Annotated in this window: 20 protein-coding genes; 10 read left to right on the forward strand and 10 right to left on the reverse strand. The window is 56.0% G+C overall.

Annotated elements, in window-relative coordinates:
- Window positions 1-46: 46 nt before the first annotated feature.
- The 5 genes from AC05QJ_RS00700 (at window position 47) to AC05QJ_RS00720 (ending at window position 8509) form a co-directional block, all read left to right on the forward strand.
- Window positions 47-1318, forward strand: coding sequence for a TolC family protein (locus AC05QJ_RS00700; RefSeq protein ID WP_010951456.1), 1272 nt, complete (start codon window positions 47-49; stop codon window positions 1316-1318).
- A 68-nt stretch (window positions 1319-1386) separates the two neighbouring features.
- The gene (locus tag AC05QJ_RS00705; RefSeq protein ID WP_010951455.1) at window positions 1387-2637 is read left to right on the forward strand and encodes an efflux RND transporter periplasmic adaptor subunit; all 1251 of its coding nucleotides are present in this window, start codon (window positions 1387-1389) and stop codon (window positions 2635-2637) included.
- 24 nt (window positions 2638-2661) lie between these two features.
- Window positions 2662-5823, forward strand: a complete 3162-nt coding sequence (locus AC05QJ_RS00710) for a CusA/CzcA family heavy metal efflux RND transporter (protein WP_010951454.1) — start codon at window positions 2662-2664, stop codon at window positions 5821-5823.
- 162 nt (window positions 5824-5985) lie between these two features.
- A complete protein-coding gene (locus tag AC05QJ_RS00715; protein WP_003253432.1) occupies window positions 5986-6309 on the forward strand; it encodes a DUF2790 domain-containing protein in 324 nt (107 codons plus the stop codon).
- A 202-nt stretch (window positions 6310-6511) separates the two neighbouring features.
- A complete protein-coding gene (locus AC05QJ_RS00720; RefSeq protein ID WP_010951452.1) occupies window positions 6512-8509 on the forward strand; it encodes a heavy metal translocating P-type ATPase in 1998 nt (665 codons plus the stop codon).
- A 92-nt stretch (window positions 8510-8601) separates the two neighbouring features.
- On the opposite strand, the gene AC05QJ_RS00725 is transcribed toward AC05QJ_RS00720, so the two are convergent.
- From AC05QJ_RS00725 to AC05QJ_RS00740, 4 genes are all read right to left on the reverse strand, one after another.
- Complete coding sequence (locus AC05QJ_RS00725; protein WP_010951451.1) at window positions 8602-8826, reverse strand: hypothetical protein; 225 nt, start codon at window positions 8824-8826, stop codon at window positions 8602-8604.
- Between the two features lie 127 nt (window positions 8827-8953).
- A complete protein-coding gene (locus AC05QJ_RS00730; protein WP_011953109.1) occupies window positions 8954-9979 on the reverse strand; it encodes a hypothetical protein in 1026 nt (341 codons plus the stop codon).
- Between the two features lie 298 nt (window positions 9980-10277).
- Window positions 10278-11585, reverse strand: coding sequence for an OprO/OprP family phosphate-selective porin (locus AC05QJ_RS00735; RefSeq protein WP_009395904.1), 1308 nt, complete (start codon window positions 11583-11585; stop codon window positions 10278-10280).
- A gap of 210 nt (window positions 11586-11795) precedes the next feature.
- Window positions 11796-12764, reverse strand: a complete 969-nt coding sequence (locus AC05QJ_RS00740) for a LysR family transcriptional regulator (protein ID WP_010951447.1) — start codon at window positions 12762-12764, stop codon at window positions 11796-11798.
- A 257-nt stretch (window positions 12765-13021) separates the two neighbouring features.
- Here AC05QJ_RS00740 and AC05QJ_RS00745 point away from each other — a divergent pair, with 257 nt between their 5' ends.
- The 3 genes from AC05QJ_RS00745 to AC05QJ_RS00755 are packed head-to-tail and all read left to right on the forward strand — an operon-like array spanning window position 13022 to window position 15838.
- Entirely contained in the window at window positions 13022-13441 is a 420-nt protein-coding gene (locus tag AC05QJ_RS00745) for a GtrA family protein (RefSeq protein WP_010951446.1), read from the forward strand.
- The gene (locus tag AC05QJ_RS00750) at window positions 13407-14390 is read left to right on the forward strand and encodes a glycosyltransferase family 2 protein (protein ID WP_010951445.1); all 984 of its coding nucleotides are present in this window, start codon (window positions 13407-13409) and stop codon (window positions 14388-14390) included. The genes AC05QJ_RS00745 and AC05QJ_RS00750 overlap by 35 nt, the downstream gene beginning before the upstream one ends.
- Entirely contained in the window at window positions 14384-15838 is a 1455-nt protein-coding gene (locus AC05QJ_RS00755) for a phospholipid carrier-dependent glycosyltransferase (protein WP_010951444.1), read from the forward strand. Before AC05QJ_RS00750 ends, AC05QJ_RS00755 begins: the two co-directional genes overlap by 7 nt.
- A gap of 82 nt (window positions 15839-15920) precedes the next feature.
- Here AC05QJ_RS00755 and AC05QJ_RS00760 read toward each other — a convergent pair whose 3' ends face one another.
- Window positions 15921-16142, reverse strand: a complete 222-nt coding sequence (locus AC05QJ_RS00760; protein WP_010951443.1) for a hypothetical protein — start codon at window positions 16140-16142, stop codon at window positions 15921-15923.
- A 266-nt stretch (window positions 16143-16408) separates the two neighbouring features.
- Between AC05QJ_RS00760 and AC05QJ_RS00765 the strand changes: the two genes are divergently transcribed.
- The gene (locus AC05QJ_RS00765; RefSeq protein WP_010951442.1) at window positions 16409-16996 is read left to right on the forward strand and encodes a hypothetical protein; all 588 of its coding nucleotides are present in this window, start codon (window positions 16409-16411) and stop codon (window positions 16994-16996) included.
- Window positions 16997-17053: 57 nt separating this feature from the next.
- On the opposite strand, the gene AC05QJ_RS00770 is transcribed toward AC05QJ_RS00765, so the two are convergent.
- The gene (locus tag AC05QJ_RS00770) at window positions 17054-18472 is read right to left on the reverse strand and encodes a heavy metal sensor histidine kinase (RefSeq protein ID WP_010951441.1); all 1419 of its coding nucleotides are present in this window, start codon (window positions 18470-18472) and stop codon (window positions 17054-17056) included.
- Complete coding sequence (locus AC05QJ_RS00775) at window positions 18469-19143, reverse strand: heavy metal response regulator transcription factor (RefSeq protein ID WP_003253457.1); 675 nt, start codon at window positions 19141-19143, stop codon at window positions 18469-18471. The genes AC05QJ_RS00770 and AC05QJ_RS00775 overlap by 4 nt, the downstream gene beginning before the upstream one ends.
- Window positions 19144-19832: 689 nt before the next feature.
- Between AC05QJ_RS00775 and AC05QJ_RS00780 the strand changes: the two genes are divergently transcribed.
- Window positions 19833-20159, forward strand: a complete 327-nt coding sequence (locus AC05QJ_RS00780; RefSeq protein ID WP_010951440.1) for a DUF2790 domain-containing protein — start codon at window positions 19833-19835, stop codon at window positions 20157-20159.
- Between the two features lie 32 nt (window positions 20160-20191).
- Here the strand turns inward: AC05QJ_RS00780 and AC05QJ_RS00785 are convergent, their stop codons facing one another.
- The 3 genes from AC05QJ_RS00785 to AC05QJ_RS00795 form a co-directional block, all read right to left on the reverse strand.
- The gene (locus AC05QJ_RS00785) at window positions 20192-20542 is read right to left on the reverse strand and encodes a DUF3147 family protein (RefSeq protein WP_011953105.1); all 351 of its coding nucleotides are present in this window, start codon (window positions 20540-20542) and stop codon (window positions 20192-20194) included.
- A 157-nt stretch (window positions 20543-20699) separates the two neighbouring features.
- Window positions 20700-21605, reverse strand: a complete 906-nt coding sequence (locus AC05QJ_RS00790; RefSeq protein WP_010951438.1) for a cation diffusion facilitator family transporter — start codon at window positions 21603-21605, stop codon at window positions 20700-20702.
- A gap of 54 nt (window positions 21606-21659) precedes the next feature.
- Window positions 21660-21998 (reverse strand): zinc ribbon domain-containing protein, encoded by a 339-nt coding sequence (locus AC05QJ_RS00795; RefSeq protein ID WP_079732563.1) that lies wholly within the window; start codon window positions 21996-21998, stop codon window positions 21660-21662.
- Window positions 21999-22382 lie beyond the last annotated feature (384 nt).

Genomic DNA, 22382 nt, shown 5'->3' on the forward strand with positions numbered 1-22382 from the left:
CGTTCTCGCCAAGCTTTATCGAAGTTTGTGCACGAGGACCATCAAAGTGCCCCGGTATAACCGCAATGTCTTACCCAAGACCCCCGTCTCGCCCTGGAAGATCGCTGCACTCTGTGCAGTCATCTCTGGGTTGATGGCGCCTGCAGCCCTTGCCCAAAGCATCAGCTTGCCCCAGGCGCTTTCGACGGCCATGGATGCCAACCCAGACCTGGCCGCGGCCAGGCAAGAAATTGGGATCGCTGATGGTGCTCGCAAGCAGGCCGGGCTTATCCCCAACCCCACAATCTCGTATGACGTGGAAGACACCCGTCGTAACACCAGCCAGACGACTGTCTCTCTCAGCCAGACCCTTGAGCTGGGCGGTAAGCGGGGGGCTCGTGTTGACGTCGCCACATACGGGCAGACCGCCGCACAGCTTGAGTTAGACCGTCGCGTTAACGGCCTGCGTGCAGATGTCGTCCAAGCCTTTTACGCCGCGTTGCGGGCCCAGACAGGTCTCGACCTGGCCAAGCAATCTCTCGAACTGACTGAGCGCGGTCTTCGCATCGTCGATGGCCGTGTTCGCGCAGGTAAGTCGTCCCCAGTGGAGGCGACCCGCGCTCAAGTGCAACTGGCCGAAGCCCAGCTGCAAGTTCGACGTGCAGAAACGGAAAAAGCGACCGCTTACCAACAGCTCGCTCAAATTACCGGGAGCTCAGTCACCGTGTTTGATCGACTCGAATCGCCAACCCTCTCCCCGGGCTTGCCACCTCGCACTGAAGATCTGCTGGCTAAGCTCGACCAAACAGCAGAAATGCGTCAGGCCGTGGTGCAGATAGACAAGAGCGATGCCTCGCTCGGCTCAGAGAAAGCTCAGCGTATCCCGAACCTTACTGTCAGTGTAGGTAGCCAGTACGACCGCTCTGTGCGCGAGCGGGTCAACACTGTGGGCCTGTCTATGCCTTTGCCGCTGTTCGATCGTAACCAGGGCAACATTCTTTCCGCTTCTCGTCGTGCAGATCAGGCCCGGGACCAGCGCAATGCTGTTGAGCTGCGCCTGCGCACCGAAACCCAAACCGCGTTGAACCAATGGTCCACCGCCATGCAGGAGGTCGAGTCCTACGACAAGACCATTCTGCCTTCAGCCCAACAAGCCGTAGAGACCGCAACCCGCGGCTTCGAGATGGGCAAATTCGGTTTCATCGAAGTGCTGGATGCCCAGCGCACCTTGATCGTCGCTCGTGGCCAATACCTCGAATCGTTGGCAGCGGCGACCAATGCGCGTGCGCAGGTGGAAAGGGTTTATGGCGAAGTCGGCTCAACCGCCGGCACTCGCTGAACGGGCCAAACATTTTCTTCGGCACACAGCCTTGAACAAGCCGGTGCCTACGATCAGCAGGAGTAGCAATGGATAACAAACGCAAGATCGCCCTCGCGGTAGCCGCTGTGGCAGCCCTCGGATTTGGCAGCCTTGCCTGGAACAACAGTTCCGGACAGCAGGCCGCCAGTACTGCCGAGCATGGCGCTAACGATGGCCATGGCGACGAAAAGAAAGCCGCATCTGCCGCCAAAGAGGAAGGTGATGAGGGCCATGGTGAAGAAGGCCACAGCGAAGAGGGCGGTGAAGAAGAGGGCAAGCTGACGCTCAGCGCTGAACAGATCAAGGCCGCTGGTGTTGCCCTGGAAGCTGCAGCGCCTCGTGACCTCGGTACCGTCGTGAGCTTCCCTGGCGAAATTCGCTTCGACGAAGATCGTACTGCCCACGTGGTTCCTCGTGTTCCTGGCGTTGTTGAGGCTGTCCAGGCCAACCTGGGCGAGACGGTCAAGAAAGGGCAAGTCCTCGCGGTAATCGCCAGCCAGCAGATCTCTGACCTGCGCAGCGAACAACAGGCCGCACAGCGTCGCGTCGAACTGGCGCGTGTGACCTTCGAACGTGAGAAGCAACTGTGGCAGGACAAGATCTCTGCAGAGCAAGACTACCTCCAAGCACGCCAAGCGCTGCAAGAAGCGGAGATCTCCTTGGCCAACGCCAAGCAGAAGGTCGGCGCAATCGGTGCCTCGGTTAACTCCGTTGGCGGTAATCGTTACGAGCTCCGCGCTCCCTTCGACGCCGTGGTAGTGGAGAAACACCTGACCGTCGGCGAAGTCGTCAGCGAGGCGACCAACGCCTTCATCCTTTCCGACCTGAATCAGGTCTGGGCGACCTTCGCAGTTCCGCCGACAGATCTGGGCAAGGTCACGACTGGCCGTGCAGTGAAAGTCTCTTCGCCTGACATGAACGTCGAGGTCGAAGGGAAGGTGGGTTATGTCGGCAGCCTGCTGGGCGAGCAAAACCGTGCAGCTACTGTCCGCGTCACCTTGACCAACCCCAACGGCGCCTGGCGTCCAGGCCTGTTCGTAAACATTGCGGTCACCTCCCAGACCGATCGAGTTGCCGTAGCGGTCCCTGAGCACGCTGTGCAGACCGTTGAAGACAAACCTTCGGTATTCGTACGCACCCCAGATGGCTTTGACACCCGCCCGGTAAAACTGGGTCGCCGCGACAATGGGTACGTGGAAATCATCGACGGTATTGAAGCCGGCGCCCAGGTAGCAACCAGTGGCAGCTTCACACTCAAGTCCGAGCTCGGCAAAGCTTCTGCCGAACACGGTCACTGATGCGAACTGACAGGATGATTTCTCATGTTTGAACGTATCATCAGATTCGCCATCGAGCAGCGCATCGTAGTAATGATCGCCGTTCTGATCATGGCGGGTATCGGTATCTACAGCTATCAAAAGCTGCCCATCGATGCGGTACCCGATATCACCAACGTCCAGGTGCAGATCAACACTGCAGCGCCTGGTTACTCGCCCTTGGAAACCGAACAACGGATCACGTTTCCAGTTGAAACGGCCATGGCCGGTCTCCCGGGCCTTCAGCAGACCCGTTCCCTGTCTCGCTCTGGCCTGTCTCAGGTCACCGTGATCTTCAAGGATGGCACTGACATCTTCTTTGCCCGCCAGTTGATCAACGAGCGGCTGCAGGTTGCGAAGGAACAGCTGCCAGAAGGTGTAGAGGCCGTCATGGGTCCGGTATCTACCGGCCTCGGCGAGATCTTCCTGTGGACTGTTGAAGCCGAAGATGGCGCGGTCAAAGAGGACGGTACGCCGTACACCCCGACCGACCTGCGCGTGATCCAGGACTGGATCATCAAGCCTCAGCTGCGTAACGTCCCGGGTGTGGCCGAGATCAATACCATCGGCGGTTATGCCAAGCAGTTCCTGGTTGCGCCGGATCCAAAGCGCCTGGCTACCTACAAGCTGACACTCAATGACCTGGTCGCAGCGTTGGAAAGTAACAACGCCAACGTCGGTGCCGGCTACATCGAGCGTAATGGTGAACAGTTGCTCATCCGTGCACCGGGTCAGGTAGGCAATATCGAAGACATCGCCAACATCGTGATCACCAGTGTGGATGGTGCACCGATTCGCATCAGCAGCGTTGCTGACGTCAGCATCGGTAAAGAGCTCCGTACAGGTGCTGCTACTGAGAACGGCCGCGAAGTCGTGCTCGGTACCGTGTTCATGCTGATTGGTGAAAACAGCCGCACCGTATCTCAAGCTGTCGCCGCCAAATTGGCGGACATCAACCGCACCCTGCCAAAGGGCGTGGTGGCTGTGACTGTTTACGACCGTACCAACCTGGTTGAAAAAGCCATCGCGACGGTGAAGAAGAACCTGGTGGAAGGCGCGATCCTGGTTATCGCCATTCTGTTCCTGTTCCTCGGCAACATCCGTGCGGCTCTGATCACCGCGATGGTGATTCCGCTGTCCATGCTGTTCACCTTCACAGGCATGTTCAACAACAAGGTCAGTGCCAACTTAATGAGTTTGGGGGCACTCGACTTCGGCATCATCGTCGACGGTGCCGTGGTTATTGTAGAAAACGCGATCCGTCGACTGGCTCATGCGCAACATAAGCATGGCCGCATGCTCACCAAAACCGAACGCTTCCACGAGGTCTTTGCCGCGGCGCGAGAAGCTCGCCGGCCGCTGATCTTCGGTCAGCTGATCATCATGGTGGTGTACCTGCCGATCTTCGCCCTCACCGGCGTCGAAGGCAAAATGTTCCACCCGATGGCCTTCACCGTTGTGATGGCGCTGCTGGGTGCAATGGTCCTGTCCGTTACCTTTGTTCCTGCAGCTATTGCCATGTTCGTCACTGGCAAGGTGAAGGAAGAGGAAGGCGTGGTCATGCGCACAGCTCGACTGCGCTATGAACCGGTTCTGCAATGGGTGCTGGGACATCGGAACATCGCTTTCTCGGCCGCAGTAGCCTTGGTCGTGCTCAGTGGTTTGCTGGCAAGTCGTATGGGTAGCGAGTTCATCCCAAGCCTCAGTGAGGGTGACTTTGCGATGCAGGCCATGCGTGTGCCTGGAACGAGCCTCACTCAATCTGTCGAGATGCAGCAGCGTCTGGAGAAAGCGGTGATTGCGCAGGTGCCTGAAGTTGAGCGGATGTTCGCACGCTCGGGTACCGCAGAAATTGCATCTGACCCGATGCCGCCGAACGCCTCTGACGCCTACATCATGCTCAAGCCTCAGGATCAGTGGCCTAACCCGAAGAAGCCTCGTGATGAGCTGATTGCTGAAGTGCAGAAGGCCGCAGCGGGTGTTCCAGGAAGCAACTACGAGTTGTCGCAGCCAATCCAACTGCGTTTCAACGAGCTGATTTCGGGCGTGCGTAGTGACGTCGCTGTGAAAGTCTTCGGCGATGACATGGACGTGCTCAACAACACCGCCAACAAGATCGCGGCAGCGCTCAAAGCGGTCCCGGGCTCATCGGAAGTGAAAGTTGAGCAGACATCCGGCCTGCCGGTGCTGACCATCAACATTGACCGCGAAAAAGCAGCACGCTACGGCCTGAACATCGCGGATGTTCAGAACTCGATCGCTATCGCCGTGGGTGGCCGTCAGGCCGGCACGCTGTATGAGGGCGACCGTCGGTTCGACATGGTAGTACGCCTACCAGAGACCGTTCGCACCGACGTAGCGGGTATGTCCAGCTTGCTGATCCCGGTACCTGCCAATGCGGCACAGGGTGCCAATCAGATCGGCTTCATCCCGCTGTCCCAGGTCGCCAATCTGGACCTGCAACTGGGCCCGAACCAAATCAGCCGCGAGAACGGCAAACGTCTGGTTATCGTCAGCGCCAACGTTCGAGGCCGCGATCTGGGGTCCTTCGTTGAGGAGGCGACCGCATCGCTGGACAAGAAGGTGCAAATCCCTGCGGGCTACTGGACGACTTGGGGGGGCCAGTTCGAGCAGCTGCAGTCGGCTGCCAAACGCCTGCAGATCGTTGTTCCAGTCGCCTTGCTGCTGGTCATGACCTTGTTGTTCCTGATGTTCAACAACCTGAAGGACGGCATGCTGGTCTTCACCGGTATTCCATTCGCACTCACCGGTGGTGTTGTGGCGTTGTGGCTGCGGGACATCCCACTGTCGATCTCGGCAGGTGTCGGCTTCATTGCACTGTCCGGCGTTGCAGTACTGAACGGCCTGGTGATGATTGCCTTCATCCGCGGGCTAAGGGAGGAGGGACGAACGCTCAGACAGGCAGTCGATGAAGGTGCATTGACCCGTCTGCGACCTGTTCTGATGACAGCCTTGGTAGCGTCCCTGGGCTTCATCCCGATGGCTTTGGCCACCGGCACCGGTGCCGAAGTTCAGCGGCCATTGGCGACGGTGGTGATTGGCGGGATCCTGTCCTCCACCGCACTGACCTTGCTGGTACTGCCTGCCCTGTATCACTGGGCACACCGCAAGGATGAAGACGGCGACGAGGCCGAAGTGGTTAGCTAACAGCCTCCGCTAAAGAGAAGCCCACAACACGTGTTGTGGGCTTTTTTGTTTAAAGTGAAGTAGATGCACTTACCTTTCAAAATTGTAAGTTTCTCGTCATGCCGGTGATGCCTATGCATTGCTAAGGTTACGCCCGAGAAGTTTTGAAATTGAGAGGGTTTTATGAAAAAGCTAATTATCGCTGCTGCACTTGTTGTTTTCTCGGTGGCTTCGCAGGCCAACACTTTCTCCGAGAGCAAGCAGCTTCAATACACCAAGGAACACCAGACCGCAGTGGCCAAGTACGCGGAGAAAAATGGCAAGCCAATGCCAGAGATTCAGGATTACAAATATGGCATGAAGATAGACGTTGCGAAATTCGTACGTCAGTCGCAGGACCCCCGTACCTGCCAGGTCTATCCACGGTTGATGACCTTCGAGGACTCCCAGGGCACGCTCAAGACTGTTCGTTACTCGATGTATTCGCAATGCATCAACAACAAGTAGTAAACGATTTGAACAGAACAATTAGAGAATTCATAAATGCCAGGCAGTGCCTGGCATTTTTTATTACGCCCGATACCCCATAGCTTCGAAATGTTAACGCCTGGGCTCGGGCAAACCGTGCAATAGATCTTAGCCAACCAACAGAGACGGCTCCCCAACTGCAGAGGGCAATTGGAAGCCTTGACCCCAGAAGGGACGAGTTATGAAGAGTTTGCTTGAACGCCCTGATGACCAAGCCGGGCATGAAGGTCATAGCCATGAGCATGGCGGCATTTTTGGAATGAACACAGAGCTGATTTTCGCGCTGATCTGTGGTGCTCTCCTGGGTGCCGGAGCTCTCGCAGGAAAACTTGGCCTGATTGATCGTCTGCCTCTGATTCTGTACGTGTCGGCCTACGTGTTCGGTGGATGGTTCACCACTAAGGAAGCGGTTACCAACATCCGTCAGAAACGCTTCGAGATCGACTCGCTGATGCTTCTCGCCGCAGTCGGTGCCGCGAGCATCGGCGCCTGGGCGGAGGGGGCTCTGCTGCTGTTCCTGTTCAGTCTGGGGCATTCCCTTGAAAGCTACGCGATGGGGCGGGCCAAGAAAGCGATTGAGGCACTGTCCAAGCTCGCACCAGCCACCGCGATCGTACGCAGAGCAAATGGCACGGTGGAGATGCCCGTGGAGCTGCTGGTTCCCGGTGACGTTGTCATCGTGCGCCCCAATGACCGCCTGCCGGCCGATGGTTTTGTAGTCGTAGGCTCCTCAAGTATCAACCAGGCGCCAGTAACCGGTGAGAGCGTCCCCGTGGACAAGCAACCTGTTCCTGATGCCGAACTCGCACGCAGCAAGCCAGATGCAGTGGATGCAGCCTCGAAAGTCTTCGCCGGTACCATCAATGGCGAAACGCTCATCGAGGTTGAGGTAACACGGCGCTCTACGGAGAGTACCTTGGCGCGGGTCATCAAGATGGTCAGTGAAGCCGAAGTCAGGAAGTCACCGACCCAGCGATTCACGGACCGCTTCCAACGCATATTCGTCCCGTTGGTTTTACTGCTGGTAGTCGGGCTGCTATTTGCCGGCATTTTCCTTGACGAGCCGTTCCGTGACTCGTTCTACCGGGCGATGGCCGTACTGGTTGCAGCCAGCCCCTGCGCGCTCGCGATCGCTACACCAAGCGCCATTCTCTCTGGCATCGCCAGGGCAGCCCGAGGTGGCGTGCTGATCAAGGGCGGTGCGCCACTTGAAGAGCTTGGATCATTGAATGCCATGGCATTCGACAAGACCGGTACCCTGACCGAAGGGCGCCCACGTATCACCGATGTAATACCCATAGGCGGCACGCAGATCGAGGATCTGCTAAACGTCGCCATCGCTGTGGAGTCGATGAGCGACCATCCGCTGGCTGCGGCAATTGTGCGTGACGGTGAAGAGATGATTGGCACACGGCGCCGATTCCAAGCCAAGAACATGAGCAACATGATTGGCCGCGGCGTGCGTGCTGAGCTTGATGGGCAGTTCGTCTGGATTGGCAAGGTCGAGATGTTCGGTACCAATGGTATTCCCGCACTCAGCAAGGCAGCCCTGGAGGCTGCGGAGCGTCTACGTCAGTCAGGCCGTACCACCATGGTGGTACGGCGTGCTGACAAGGATCTGGGCGCTATCGGGCTATTGGACACACCCCGGGAGGGGGCCAAAGAGGCACTCCAGAAGCTTAGAGAGATGGGCATCGAACGCATGGTCATGATTTCTGGAGACCACAACCGCGTTGCAGAGGCTGTAGCCAAACAAGTTGGCTTAGATGAAGCGTGGGGAGACCTGATGCCGGAAGACAAGGTCAAGGCCATCAAAAACCTGCGCCTTAGCGCCAAGGTGGCCATGGTGGGTGACGGCGTCAATGATGCCCCTGCCATGGCCAGTTCGAGCGTTGGTATCGCAATGGGGGCTGCTGGATCTGATGTTGCCCTGGAAACGGCTGATATCGCGCTTATGGCTGACGACATCAGGCAACTCCCATTTGCGGTGGGGCTGAGCCGTCACACGCGATCGATCATCCACCAGAATCTGTTCGTCAGCTTGGGGATTGTGGCCATCCTGGTTCCGTCCACCATCATGGGCTTGAGCATTGGTGCCGCTGTTGCGATCCATGAGGGCTCCACACTGTTGGTCGTCTTCAACGCCTTGCGCCTGTTGGCCTACCGCAGAAGCACCTGATCCCTGAGCTTCAATCATGAAGCTAAGCAGGGAAATGACCTGAAGTAGAAGTACGGGTCGTGCGCGATCAGCGCACGACCCGTACTTTTCTCTCACTCGTCGATCCCGATGCGCTTGAGGCTTTCAAGGGCCTTTCCGCACTCAGGTGAGCCATGCCGTAAGCCGCAGGCCAATGCAGCTTTGAGGCTCATGACACCGGCTACGAAACCGACTTGATTGCCGACTCCGTGTCCGTCCGCAAATCCCTGATCATACGCAATCTCGACAAGCGCATTGATCGCCGCCAGGGTGTCCTGTTTGTTTTTACTCTTTTGCATATCTACTCCGCGAGCATTCAGCTCATATCGCTCGGTTAGGTGGCGGCGCCTTCAGGTTTGGGGTGAGCGAATCCCGCTCCCATAGCCAATCCCTAACGGGGGGCTCAGCCCGCCACCGTAAGGAAAATCAGCTATTGAGAGCAGATGACTCGTTTTGGTCACCCGTGCTGCTCGCCTCACCGCATTGGCACTGAGTGGGTACATCCGGGTAGTCGCTGTGATTCTCAATGAACAGCGTTCGGCAGGTTTCGCACCCATAGATCCGGGGCAGGGATTTAAGGCCGCTCGGAAGCACGTCACTCAGAGGCTCGTTATGCCAAGGAGCCCCGTCAAGGATTCTTGAACGCAGGATGTTTCCCAGGCGCCAGGTGTCACTTTGTGCGCGCCAGGACCACATCGGCGCAGAAAGCGAATACTGGATGAAGGTCTCTTGTGACTGCCTGGATAGCGGGTACTTGGGGCGGGTCCAGCCGGAATCGATGATGCTGAACCCCATGCCCATTTCTGCGCTCGGGTGGGTCTTTTCACCAAAGAAACGGTCATGCGTCGCTGGAGCCGTCGCATGATGGTCAGTCGGTGGGAATACCCACAGATAACACTCATCCCGGTTGACCATGCTGATGAGCTCGCTTGGCCCCCGCATGGGGGAATTTGCAGCCAGGGCGAAGCGATCCTTCCACGACATTTTGGGAGGCGGCGCAATACCAGCAGCGATGGCCAACGTGGCAGTCTTGGGGACGAAGCGATCGCCTAGCTCGTTCAGATCCAGGTTCTTGCAGAGAGCCTTGAAGGCCTTTTTGCGAGTCTTCGAGCTGAAGGAGGGGTCAAGGAGCAGGCGAACCTGGTTCACGCCGATTCCCGCAGTTCGTAGCACCTCAATGACTTCTTCAGCCACACCGACTGCTTGAAGATCGGTCAATCCTAAGCACGTTTTCGCCCGCTCGACCGCCGCGTAGAGGTTGTACTGCCGTGTCTCGTTGTCACGACAGACCTGAATTGGCAGCTTGTCTTGGATGGCAACTTGCGGTGCAACGGAGCCGATGGCCGCGTGGAACAGCTGGTGGAGGTGCAGATGAGAGTACGGGCGGCCAGAAGCCGAGAACGAGGCGTGCAGCTGAGCAGCGAGAGGTTGAAGCAGCTTTTTTGCAGACATGACTATCCCCTAATGAGCGACGTTGGGGTAGCTGCGCTTGTAGGGCCGTTAGACGCGAAGCTGGACGTCGAATCAGGTTCAATCATGAATAGGAGTCAGGTTTGATTTGCTTGCACGGCCACCATGCAAAGCCCGACGCGGCAATCACATCAGATTCGCCGAGCTTTGGCAAGAGCGGTCATCGGTAAGCGAAAGCAGGTAGGAGGAGGGCGCTCCATGCTTGATCACCTCCAGAAACAGGAAAGCCGGAAGCACGTTGAGCGCTTCCGGCTTTCTCACGTCAGACTGATGAGAGGGATCAGAAGACGTATTGCAGGCGGGTCACGATGGCATTGCCGCTGTCGTCGCCCACGGTGTTCTCGTTGTTGTCGGTGCGCACGTTGATGTAGTTGGCACTGACTTTCACCGCCTCGTTGACGTACCAGTTCACACCCACCGTGTGGCTCTTGGCCTTGCGCTCGTTCGATTGGTCCGCCGCGGTGACCAGGTTGCCGTCTTCGACCTTGATATCGTCAAAGCGGTAGAAGACTTCCCAGGCCCCCAGTTCCTTGTTCTCTGGTTTGATAGTGTCGAACTTGGCACCATCGAGCTTGTAGATACGCGGCTCGCCGGTCAGGGTGTAAGCCATCTGGGCGTAGTAACCGGAGGCCTTCATGTCGTTGTTGGCCTGGTCAGCTTTCAGCTTGCGGCGAAGGTATTCCGCTTGAACCGAGAACGGGCCGGTGGCCCAGGCACCTTCGAGACCCCAGACCGAGTCGTCCTTCCACAGGCCATCTTGTGCAGCAGCACCGCCAAACAGCATGCGGTTGCCGTTGGTGCCGGCATCGCCGCCGCCATTGGTATCTACACCGCGGACGCCCAGACGCGAACGAATCCGGGTATCGACCGCACTGTTTTTGAGGTCGCGGTAAGCGTACTGAGCACCGACGTGCAGGACGTTGCCATCACTGTGCAGCGGTGCGAACACGCCACGTACGTTGTAGCGCTTGGTGCTGTCGCCATCCGAGTTGTTATTGGTTTCGCTGAAAACGCTACCGGAAACATAAGCCATGTCAGCGATGGTGCTGGTGGCTTGAACACCCATGCCGGCGTTGTCGTTGATCCAGTCCGCCAGGTCGTACGAGAGGTTCCGCTCCATGGCGGTGGTCCACTTCGAACTGGTGGCTTTCTCAAGACCGAAGTCGGTGTAGAAACGGCCAAAGCGCAGTTGCACCGGCTTGAAACCCGTGTAGGTCAGGCTGGCTTCGTCGAAGTAGCCGTCGGAGTCGTTGCCCGTGTTGCGGGAAAGGTCGTAGTTGAGCTGATACTTCCAGTCGCGGTACAGCACGCCACCGAGCTCAAGGTAGGCGCGACGGAAGTAGCCTGCGTCAGCGGTATCGCCATTCTTGGTGAAGACACCATCGAAACGGCCGTAGTCGGCCTGAACTCGGCCGCCCAGTTTGAAACTGAATTCCTTGTCAGAAGTCGATACTTCAAGACCGCCCTTGGTCTTCAGAACGATGTCAGCTCCGTCAGTGGTTACTGTTCCGGAGAATGCTTGCGAGGAAAATGTGCCTATTATTGCGGCAGCCAACAGCTTTTCCCGCATGTTCGAAGAACGGATCATTGCTTGCCTCTCGTATGTTAAGTGCTTAGCTACCGACGTTATATTTCGCCCTGCGCCGGCCTAAATTTATCTTGCAGATGGGAGCAGGCCACGGTTGTCACCTGCTGTAACAAGATGCCTTTGTTCTAAGCACTCTGACTAGGTTGCAAGCGAATATGACAGTTGTGTTTCTGTAGTGTTAACGGAGGAGTTTCAAACCTAACAAAACTGTTACCGAACAAGCCAGTCCTTCTTATCAAAGAAGCTCTTCTTGATCAATCTTCGAATTTCCAAAACCTGCGGATTGCGGACAAGCTTCGTTTTGATAACAAGATAGACATCTTTCTCCTCCAGGTCGTCCAGGAAACCCGGCACGGGTAGGATATTTCTCTCCAGTTTTCGGCTGTAGTCGGGCAGCACTCCAATACACGCACCGCCAACGACAAGGCCTCGTGATAGGTTGTAGCTCTTGACCCGAGTGGTACCGCCCTGATGCTCAGCCATTATCGATGCCCACTTTCGTGAGCCCGCCAAGATCTCTTCATCCCAAGGGACAACGAGCATGAAGTTGTGCAAATCCAAGCTCTCCACTGGAAGGGTGACGCTTCTTGAATAGCGGCTGGAAATGAACAGGGCGTGCCCAATCCGGCCAAGCCGTTCAAACCTATACGTAGGATGGCGATCAAGCGCGCCTTTATCATCTGGGCTCACCAAAGCGATACCCACATCGACTTCACACTCAGAAAGCATCTGCGTTGTGCATTCTGAATGGATTTCCAGCTGCATTTCGGCATGATCACGCACGTAGGCGACTAGATCGCGGTTTACGATGTCGTTCAGCACTGGCTCTGTGATCGCGATGGTAAGCCTGGGGACTTCCTTTTCACCGGACTTGCCAAGGCCGTCTGGGCCGAAGAGCTGGCACAGGTAATGGCTGACCCTCTCGCCTGTGCGGGTCAGGGCAAGCTTGTTGTGTTTGTAGACAAACACGGGAGCACCAATGTGCTCTTCCAGTTTCTCCAAGCGTTTCCGCAGGCCTACCACTGGCACATTGAGCCCTCGGGCAGCCTGTTTGAAACTGGCACAACGTGCTGTTGCGAAAAACTCTACGGCCAGCTGATCATCAATTGGCAAATCATCCAATATGTCAGGGCTGTAAGGAACAACGGTGCTTGTATATGTTTCATTTTGTGTAACCATTAGGTCCCCCTTAATTCGGGGAATCTATCTCAATGCCACCCGGTGTTTCCTTATCTTGTCAACATTGTAATCCACGGGTCATGCATGCGTTATCGGAAGGCTTTTATTTCGAAAGCGTAATTTTCAGGCAATCCCTCTGATATTGTAGCGTGCTAGCCTAGTGCGCCGACTTATTACTTACCATATATAGATTCGGCTAATTACGCATTTACATTTAGTTCACTATTTTTTCACCTTTGCCTCCATAGGCTTTGGGCATGGAAAATCAAACCCCACCTCTTACTACCTTACTGATTCGTTATCTGGGGATCGGCTTCATAGCAACGGGAGTCCATTATGCGGTGTTCCTATTGCTGGTTACGACAGAATTCGTTACTCCGTTACTGGCCAGTATCTGTGGCGGCATGGTTGGCGCAATCGCGAGCTTCATTGGAAATAGGGCGCTCTGTTTTGTGGCAGATGGCTCTCGTAAGTTTCAGCCTGTCAGGTTTGCACTGGTCGCGTTAACCACAAACTTCGGCAATGGCGTGGGTATGTGGTTCCTCATCAAGTCGAATCTGTCACCGCTCATCTCCCAAGTCGTAGTGACCTTAAGCCTCACTGCACTTGGATTCATTGCACATCGTTTTTGGACATTCAATCATGCAGACATTACATCGCTTTCCCGAGCGCCCTGATCCCTTGTTAACCATCGTGGTCCCTTGCTTCCAGGAAGAGGAAACCATCCCCGAGTTCCACCAGCGAATCACCCGCGTGGTGAAGCGCTTACCCGTCTCCTGCGAAATCCTCTATGTCGACGACGGCAGTAATGACCGGACGGCCGACATTCTTCGCCACTATCAGGATGGGTCATCTGTACGTTGCCTGTCCCTGAGTCGCAACTTCGGCAAAGAGGCTGCACTGAGCGCCGGGATAGACCATGCCCGTGGCAGTGCGCTGATCTTCATTGATGTCGACCTGCAGGATCCACCAGAGCTCATCGCGGCCATGGTGGACTACTGGCAACGCGGCTACGACGTGGTGAACATGCAGCGCAACCTGAGAATCGGTGATTCGTGGTTCAAGCGCATGAGTGCCCGGGCTTACTACTGGGTCATGCAGCGCCTGGTGGAGAAGGTGGACATGCCGGCCGATGTCAGCGATTTCCGATTGATTGGGCCTGCGCCGCTGGCAGCCCTGCGGGCCCTGGATGAACGCTCCAGGATTCTCAAAGGCATGATCGGCTGGGTAGGCTTTCGTACCATCGAACTGCCCTACAATCGCACTGTTCGCCATGCCGGGAGCACCAAATGGAATGCAGCTGGCCTGTTCAATCTGGCCATCGAGAGCATCGTCAGCTTCTCTCGCAAACCACTGCGCATTTTCAGCCTCATCAGTTTCGGTCTTTTCGTCTCCAGCATCTGCTACATGCTTGCGTCGCTTGTGGCAGGCAGTTTCGACATCCATCACCTGATCGTCGGAATGGCTTCATTCATGTGCGTCGGTGTCGCCATGGTGGGGGAGTACCTGGGCGTGACACTCGCGGAAGTGAAGCGCCGGCCTCTCTATTTCCTGAAGCACAGCAACAAGGCAGATCCCGTGTCACTCCACCCTTCGATGGCTTCGATCGAGGGTAAGAAATGCTGAACCTGAAGAACGAGAGGACGCTGTGGTGGGTCCTGGGTTCGATTTTGCTATTGCGTTTGGTGGGGCTGGGCATCTACCCGCTGATGGACACATCTGAGGCCCGTTACGCTGAAATGGCTCGCAAGATGGTCGAGTTGAATGACTGGATCACGCCCATGTTCGACTACGGGGTACCGTTCTGGGGCAAGCCTCCGTTGTCCTTCTGGACCCAGGCCGCGAGCATGACGGTCTTCGGCGTTAACGAGTTCGCTGCGCGCTTCCCAGCGTGGCTACTCCACCTGGCAAGCTGTTTCATCATCATCAAACTCGGCACGCAGCAGATTTCTCGTAACGCCGGCATCTGGGCTGCCATTATTTTTTCCAGCACCACACTTGGCCTGGTCTCCAGCGGTGTTGTGCTGACTGACCCTGTTTTGTCGTTCTCGATTCTGCTGGCCAGCTACGGTTTCTGGCGTTGGATGAAGTGCGCCAGCAAGGCGGATGCCTACCTGATGTTCGCAGGTCTCGGGCTGGGCTTGCTTGCCAAAGGGCCGCTGACCCTGGTGCTTATGGGGGCGCCGGCATTCGCCTGGTTCGTTATCTACAAGGAATGGGGACGGGTACTGAGGCTTCCCTGGATTAGCGGCCTTGTACTTATGTTCGGTATATCCGTGCCATGGTATGTCGCGGCCGAGATGAAAACGCCCGGCTTCATGGAGTACTTCTTCGTTGGTGAGCACTGGAGCCGCTACGTCGTCAGTAACTGGGCAGGGGACCTCTATGGTAGTGCTCATGCCAAGCCGTACGGCAGCATCTGGATCCAGCTCGGATTGTCGCTACTGCCATGGGCCTTGTTTCTACCACTGTTGATCCGCAAGCGTGGATCGATGCAGCGCTTCAAAGCCTACCTCTGGCTGTGGGCCTTGGCGACACCGGTCTTCTTCACATTTGCAGGCAACATTCTGTGGACCTACCTGCTACCCGCGCTGCCAGCGTGGGCATTGCTGCTGTCTGCACGGGTCAGCGAAGTTGGCCCGAAGACCACCTGGGCTGCCGCTGCGAGCGCATTGGTGTTGCCAATCATCGGTGCGGGCATCATCTACGCCGGGGTACTAGAGGAGCGCCCTCAGAATCAGCGGGATGTGGTTCAAGCCTGGCTCAATGTGCAGTCTGCTCATTCCGCTCCCCTGATCTATCCTGGCCGCCGCTCATACTCGTCGGAGTTTTACAGCAGCGGGAAGTCCGAGAACATCAAGGATCCTGCCAAGTGGCCGCGGGATGGCTCGTTCTATCTGTCCAGGCGCTTGCGAGACAGCAAGGATGGTCTGCCCGCTGATCTAGCTTGCACATCGATCACCGAAGCGAACGCCAGCCAGCTCCTGCTGTGCCATTGGAAACGCCCCGCACAAGGTGCCGAGGGTCTGGCCGGAGAAAGCAATGCGGAAACGCCTCGCAAGAACGAAGGCTAAATTCCAAGCACAAAAAAGCCAGGTTTTACCCTGGCTTTTTTGTCGATTTCTTTCGTCATTTGAAGTCCTATTTAACCGCCGATTAATTGTCGGCTTGTTCCTTACCATCCTTGCTTTCTTTCTTTTGCTCTTGAGCGACTTGTTGTTTGTTCTGGTCCGAAGAGTCATCGCTCCATAGGCGAGCCTGTTCGGTTCGGAAGTTCTCGTTGAACTGTTTCGTTCGCTCGAAGCCGCCTTCAGCGTAAGCGGTACCCATGAGACCCAGCAGCAGGCTGCCAATAGCGATAGATTTGACAAATTTCATTGTGAACCTCGGCTCATACTAGGCCAACCTGATTAGCGGCCTTTGTTGGTTTGTAGTTTAGGAACGCGAAGCTAACGACAAGGTGAGTCAATAATTACAATTCCGTAATTTTGGCTGCAGATAGGATGCGTTAAATCTTCAAATCTGGAAGGATCATGTCTATCTCGGCACTGTCGAGGGCGACTTCGAATTTTCTCTTAAATTACAATTTTGATATCTAGCGCGTTAATTCAGCGCGGCGTTGTTGGCCGCCCTAGGAGATAGCCATGAATGACATAGAGCCCTGGGCAGTTGCTATCGGTGACTTTCGCCGCTGCACTGAAAAACTCACTGTCCAGCTCGATGAGCTGACCTCGCAGACGCGCACCTCCAGCGCTGTTTTGGAGAGGTCGAACGAACTGGTGGAGCAGGTGGACGCTGTCGGCCGGCAGATTCAGGAGGAGGTGCGAAAGGCGGAGAAGGCTTGGTCGAACGCGGAGGAGGTTGCCTTGCGCGCCGCTGCATCAGCGTATTCAGCTGCATGCCGCGGAGTCGACACCGCCATCCAGCCACTGATCTCGGAGCTTACAGCAGCGACAAAGGCGGCGGACGCCTCTATCCAGGAGCTCAAGCGGGCACCGGTGCTGGCCAAGCGTTATGTGATGGTGGTCGCCACGGCGTTCTTCATTCTGGCGCTGATCTGTGTCTACTCGACCATGCGCCTGATCGATGCCGCCGGCAGCGTAAGTGCTCAAGAGAAAGTGAATGCTCAGTACTTCTCACACCTGTGGAAAAACGCCAATCCTGACGAACAGAAGATTATTAAGTCGGTGATTCTGCGGTCGCCCATGGACCCTGTGGTCCTTCGGCACTGATGCATTGAGGCAAACAAAAGGCCCGTCGATTGACGGGCCTAATCGTGTCTGCGCAATTTAAGCGGCGGTCATTGCCGGCTGCATTTGCTGGGCTTCCGGAAAGTGAAGGTGGAACCAGGTGAAGTTTTCTTCGGTCACCTCCACGCTCGCCGATCCCTGGTGCAGACTCATGATCGACTGCACAATGGCCAAGCCAAGACCGGTACCGCCTTCGCTCCGTGCTCGGCTCTTGTCCACACGGTAGAACCGCTCAAACAAGTGCGCGTGGTGTTCCTTGGCAATACCACGGCCGGGGTTGCCGACACTCAACGTCGTACCGCTCGCACTATGCTGCACCTTAACGTAGACCGTGCGGCCGCGAGGGCAGTAACGGATCGCGTTCGAGACCAGATTCGAGACGGCACGTTGAACCATCAGGCGATTCCCGCGCACCACGTCATCACTGCCGGAGATCTGCAGCTGAATCTCGCCTTCTTCTGCTGAAATGCTGAAGAGATCGCACACTCGCTGAACCTCGTCGACCAAGGAGACGGATTCGAACTCCACCATTGATGCTGGATGACTGACCTGGGCCAAGAACAGCATGTCGGAAACCATGCGGCTCATGCGGTCCAGCTCTTCTGTGCACGACTCCAGAACCTCCCGGTACTCGGAAAGCGATCGTTCTCTGGTCAAGGCAACCTGGGCCTTGCCCATCAGGTTGGAAAGCGGTGCTCGAAGTTCGTGAGCAAGGTCGTCAGAAAACTGCGAGAGCTGCTGAACCCCATCATCCAGGCGAGCCAGCATGATGTTGATGCCGTCGGCGAGCATTTTGAGTTCTGCCGGCATCCCATCAGTTGGAAGGCGATGGTCGAGGCTCTCGGTTGAGATTTTCGAGGCGATCTTGAGGAACTTGGTCAGTGGTAGCAGGCCTCTGCGCACAGTCCACCAGCCAATGGCCAAGATCAGTGCGAGGATGACGGGGGACATCATCAAGGCCCAGGTCAGCAACGCATCGAGCAGCGCCTCACTGGATGACTGGTCCATGGTCATATAGACGCTGACCTCTGTTCCATCGCCCAAACGCATGATTCGAGAAGCACTCAGCAGAGGACGGTCCTGCGTATCACGCCATTCGTGCTCTTTGGGCTGGGCCGCCGGCTGAAACTTGTGCACCTCCAGATTGACCTGTTTCGAGCCAATCGAGAGCAGGGGAGTCTGATTCTGTGAGGTATCGAATATGCTCACATACAGGTTGTTGTGGCCCATGACCAAATCGACAAGCTGATGCGCATCCGCGTTGACGCCGGAGATGTCCGGGATGGTGGACAGGTTGTGAGCCATCCCCGCCATCTTTACTTCCAGGTCTGCTCTGGCATTTCTTTCCAGAGCCTTGCCTACCATCAGATAGCCAAAGGTGGCGAACAGAAGCAGCAACGCTGCGCTCATCAACCCAACTTTTAACCCCAGCTTTGCAGCCAGGCTGAATGGCCTCATGCGCGTTCCTCAAAAACGTACCCAACGCCACGAAGCGTGTGAATGAGCTTGGTTTCAAACGGGTCATCGATCTTCGAGCGCAAGCGCCGGATGGCTACATCGATGACATTGGTGTCGCAATCGAAATTCATATCCCAGACCAACGAGATGATCTGAGAGCGAGTCAGCGCTTCGCCCGTTCGGCTCATGAGCAGGTGCAGAAGCGCAAATTCCTTGGTGGTGAGATCGATGCGTGTGCCACCGCGGAAGACGCGATGGCGGACGGAGTCGAGTTCCAGATCGGCAATTTTCAGCGAGCTCTTCTCGACTAACTCATCACCACGGCGTTGCAGCGAACGGATGCGAGCAAGCAGCTCAGGGAATTCGAATGGCTTCACAAGGTAGTCATCCGCGCCGCCGTCCAAGCCCTTGAGCTTGTCATTGATGCGTCCGCGGGCGGTCAGCATGATGATGCGGACCCGGCTGGTCTTACGGATGGTTTCCAGCAGGTCCCAGCCGTCGATACCCGGGAGGTTCACGTCCAGGAGGACCAACGAATAGACATTAGTGTTGAACAAGTGCAGAGCATCTACACCGTTGTGCACGATATCTACGACATACCCGCTTTCGGATAGGCCCTGCTGAAGATATTCGGCAGTTTTAATTTCGTCTTCCACAACTAGAACGCGCATAACTTATCTCAAGGTGTGAGGAAGGAGTTGGCCTAATCCGCCAAGATTATGGTTGCAGGCTGTTCGAAAGTTTGGCTGAGGGTATGGCATGTGGTAGTCGCTACCTCTGTCCATACGCCGGGTCACCTGAGGACGCTTGAATCTTAACGCGAAGAAGCTGGCCGCGGCGAAATCCTACAAATTTGTAATGTAGCCGCAAGATTTCTGACAGTCATGCAGGCTCCACCCCTAAGCATAGCGGATTCTGGGGCCTGCGGCGGTGTATGACAGATTCGCCTGGCAGGTGGAATCGGCCAGGACAGGCAGCATTTCGGTCGTTAGCTTGCAAGGACTGGTACTGGCCTTGGATCGAGGGCGCCACGCAGGCAGACCCCATGCACGGCCGCAAACCGCAGCGCCTTTCTGCAAATTAGTTCACGTGGCGGCTCGATATTCTCTCGAATAATTATCTTACAATCTATTACATGTCCAAATTGTAATTGCACGATCATCTTGGTGTTAGCCTCCTTTGCTAGTTTAAGGGCAGCGGAAGAGGCATCGCTGCTTTGGAAATTGTCTCATTTCAAAGCAGCTTGGCAAGAGCACCGAGCAGTTGTTCGCGCCAGTGCATTCACCTGTAAACCATACGCTCCTTTGGTAGGTGAATTTTAGCGCCCCCCTACGGGCGCTTTTTTATTAAGGGACTTCTTATGAACACTACTGTATCAGCGATCGCCGTGTTTATGCTCTTTACATCACTAACAGCCAATGCCCAAAGCGGTATGGAGATCAATAAACACATCGAGCGTACTGCTAGAGAGGCTACAGCGGATTATGCTCAACGCGTAAAAAAGCCCATGCCTCAACTAGAAGACTACGCCTATGGCATGGACCTGGACGTTGGTAAGTTGGTGTATGTATCACCCAATGTGCGGTACTGCGGTAATGTAAGAAGCATGATGACCTACGAAGACTCGAAAGGCGAACTGCACATGGTTCGCTACCTGGTGAAGGGCGAGTGTGTTAATAGCCGTTAAGACTCATCAAGATGATCCCTGCGGCCACCGGATCATAGAAGCTCAATGCCGAACCGGCGCAGCAGTATGGCGAAGCCTCCGAAGCTGGCCATTGTGATGAGGATGCTGCTGATCAGTGTCGGCCAAAAGCCGAGCTTAGGTAGCAGCAATGGAAAAGCAATAAACATCGGCAGGGTCGGAAGCACGTACCAGAACGTGTACCAAGCATGGTTGGAGATCTTCTCCATGCTCTGGTTCTCTAAATAGAGCCAGACCAACGTCACGACCGTGACCAAGGGTAGGGCGGCGACCAAGCCGCCCAGCTTGTCGCTGCGTTTCGCCAGCTCTGACACGAGAATCACTATACCGGCAGTGAGTAGGTACTTCGTGATGATCCAGGCCATCGCTGAGCCTTCTGGAGGTTGTTGACGAGGGCAGGCGAAGCCATTCACCAACCCCCTTGAAGCGCTCCTGCCGTTTACGGCATCCCTCACCGCATTTTTTTTGCAACATCACCCTCAGCCAGGAGGGTGATGTGTTTGCATGGTGTTTACCGATCGGTCAGTGCGAGGGTGAGGGAACGCTCTCGTGGAAAGCTGCCCGCTCGATCTGGATGGTGCAGTGATGGATTTCGAATGCATCGCTGACAGCATCCACGACGGCCGCCAACACAGCATCCCCATCTGCAGAATCCCGAACCACTACGTGCGACGTCATCACGTTACTGCCACTGCTGACAGCCCACACGTGCAAGTCATGAACGTCCGTCACGCCATCTACTCCGAGGATGGTGGCCTCGATTGCCGTAACGTCGAGCCCCCTCGGGACACCCTCCATGAGGATCCCCAGGCTTTCGCGAAGCAACTGCCACGTCCGCGGCAGAACCCAAAGGCCGATCGCCACAGCGACAATCGTGTCGACCCAGGTCCAGCCGGTGAAGCGGATGATAAGTGCCGCGATGATTACGCCAAGCGAGCCGAGCATGTCGCTCCAAACTTCGAGGTAGGCTCCTTTGACGTTGAGGCTTTCGTTGCTCGCAGATGCCAGAAGGCGCATCGAAATTAGGTTGATGATCAGGCCGGCGATTGCGATCCACATCATCGCTCCGGTAGCGATCTCCGCCGGCATGAAGAAGCGCTGGTAGGCCTCATACAAGATGTACATCGCCACCAGGAAGAGCAGCACGGCGTTGAACGTCGAAGCCAGAATTTCCAGGCGCGCATAGCCGAAGGTTCTTTTCTGATCCGCCGGCCGCTTGGCTATCTGAAGTGCAATCAGTGAGATCGCCAAGGCGGCAGTATCTGTGAACATGTGAGATGCGTCCGACAGCAGCGCCAGGCTGCCGGTAATCCACGCACCGATCACTTCTGCAATCATGAAGCTGCCAGTCAAGCCGAGCGCCATGATTAGCTTCTTCTGATGCCCCTCGCGTACTGCAGCGCTGCCATGGTCATGATTTGAACCCACGTATTTCTCCTTGCGCAGGGTTGTGGTCTCGTTGGCCTTCCTGTCTACCTAGCCTTAGAGCGTCGCTTGGCCACACTGACTGCAAAATCTTGCTCCTGCACTCAGCAGCGAGCCGCAGGCGGTGCAACCACTCGATAGCGGTGTTCCGCAGTTTAGACAAAAGCGTGCTGACGGATCGTTGGCCGTCCGGCACTGCCTGCAGCCCTGCAGATCTTTGATGGGGGCAGGAGTGGGAGGGCGCCCGCCGTCATACACCTGATTACCGCCGTCGCAGCCCTGCTGCCGGCCATGGCGATCATATTGCTCGGCCCCATGTCCCCCGCTGTGGTGCTTGCCTCCACCGTGGTTTCCACGGCCATGGTGCCCGCCCAGGATGTTTTTGAAAAAGCTCATGGTATTCGCCCCTCATTGATGGGTGACATATTAACGAGCAAAAGTTGAAAATTATGTTCTGCTCGCGAGAAAGACTTGTAAGTTGAATTGAAAGTTCAAAATTAGCCTACGACAAAACGAAACCGTTTTGTTTGTGAAATTAAATTTATCTAGCTGAGCGGAGCATTGCTTTTGGTGGGTAGTATTCCCCTAATTTTGATCATAGCGTGATCAATGACAATCAAAACAGCAGTAATTGGATTTCTGTCAGCATTGTAATCCCGAGGTCATCGTGTCGTTATCAGGTCCCGGAAATAATGCGCTCAGCGAGATTCATTTCTCTTTTTATCCCTATGCCTCACACATACTAAGCGTCCCCAACGCCTAGGGGCCTAAGGCCTCTGA

This window comes from Pseudomonas sp. TUM25319 (assembly GCF_056388475.1).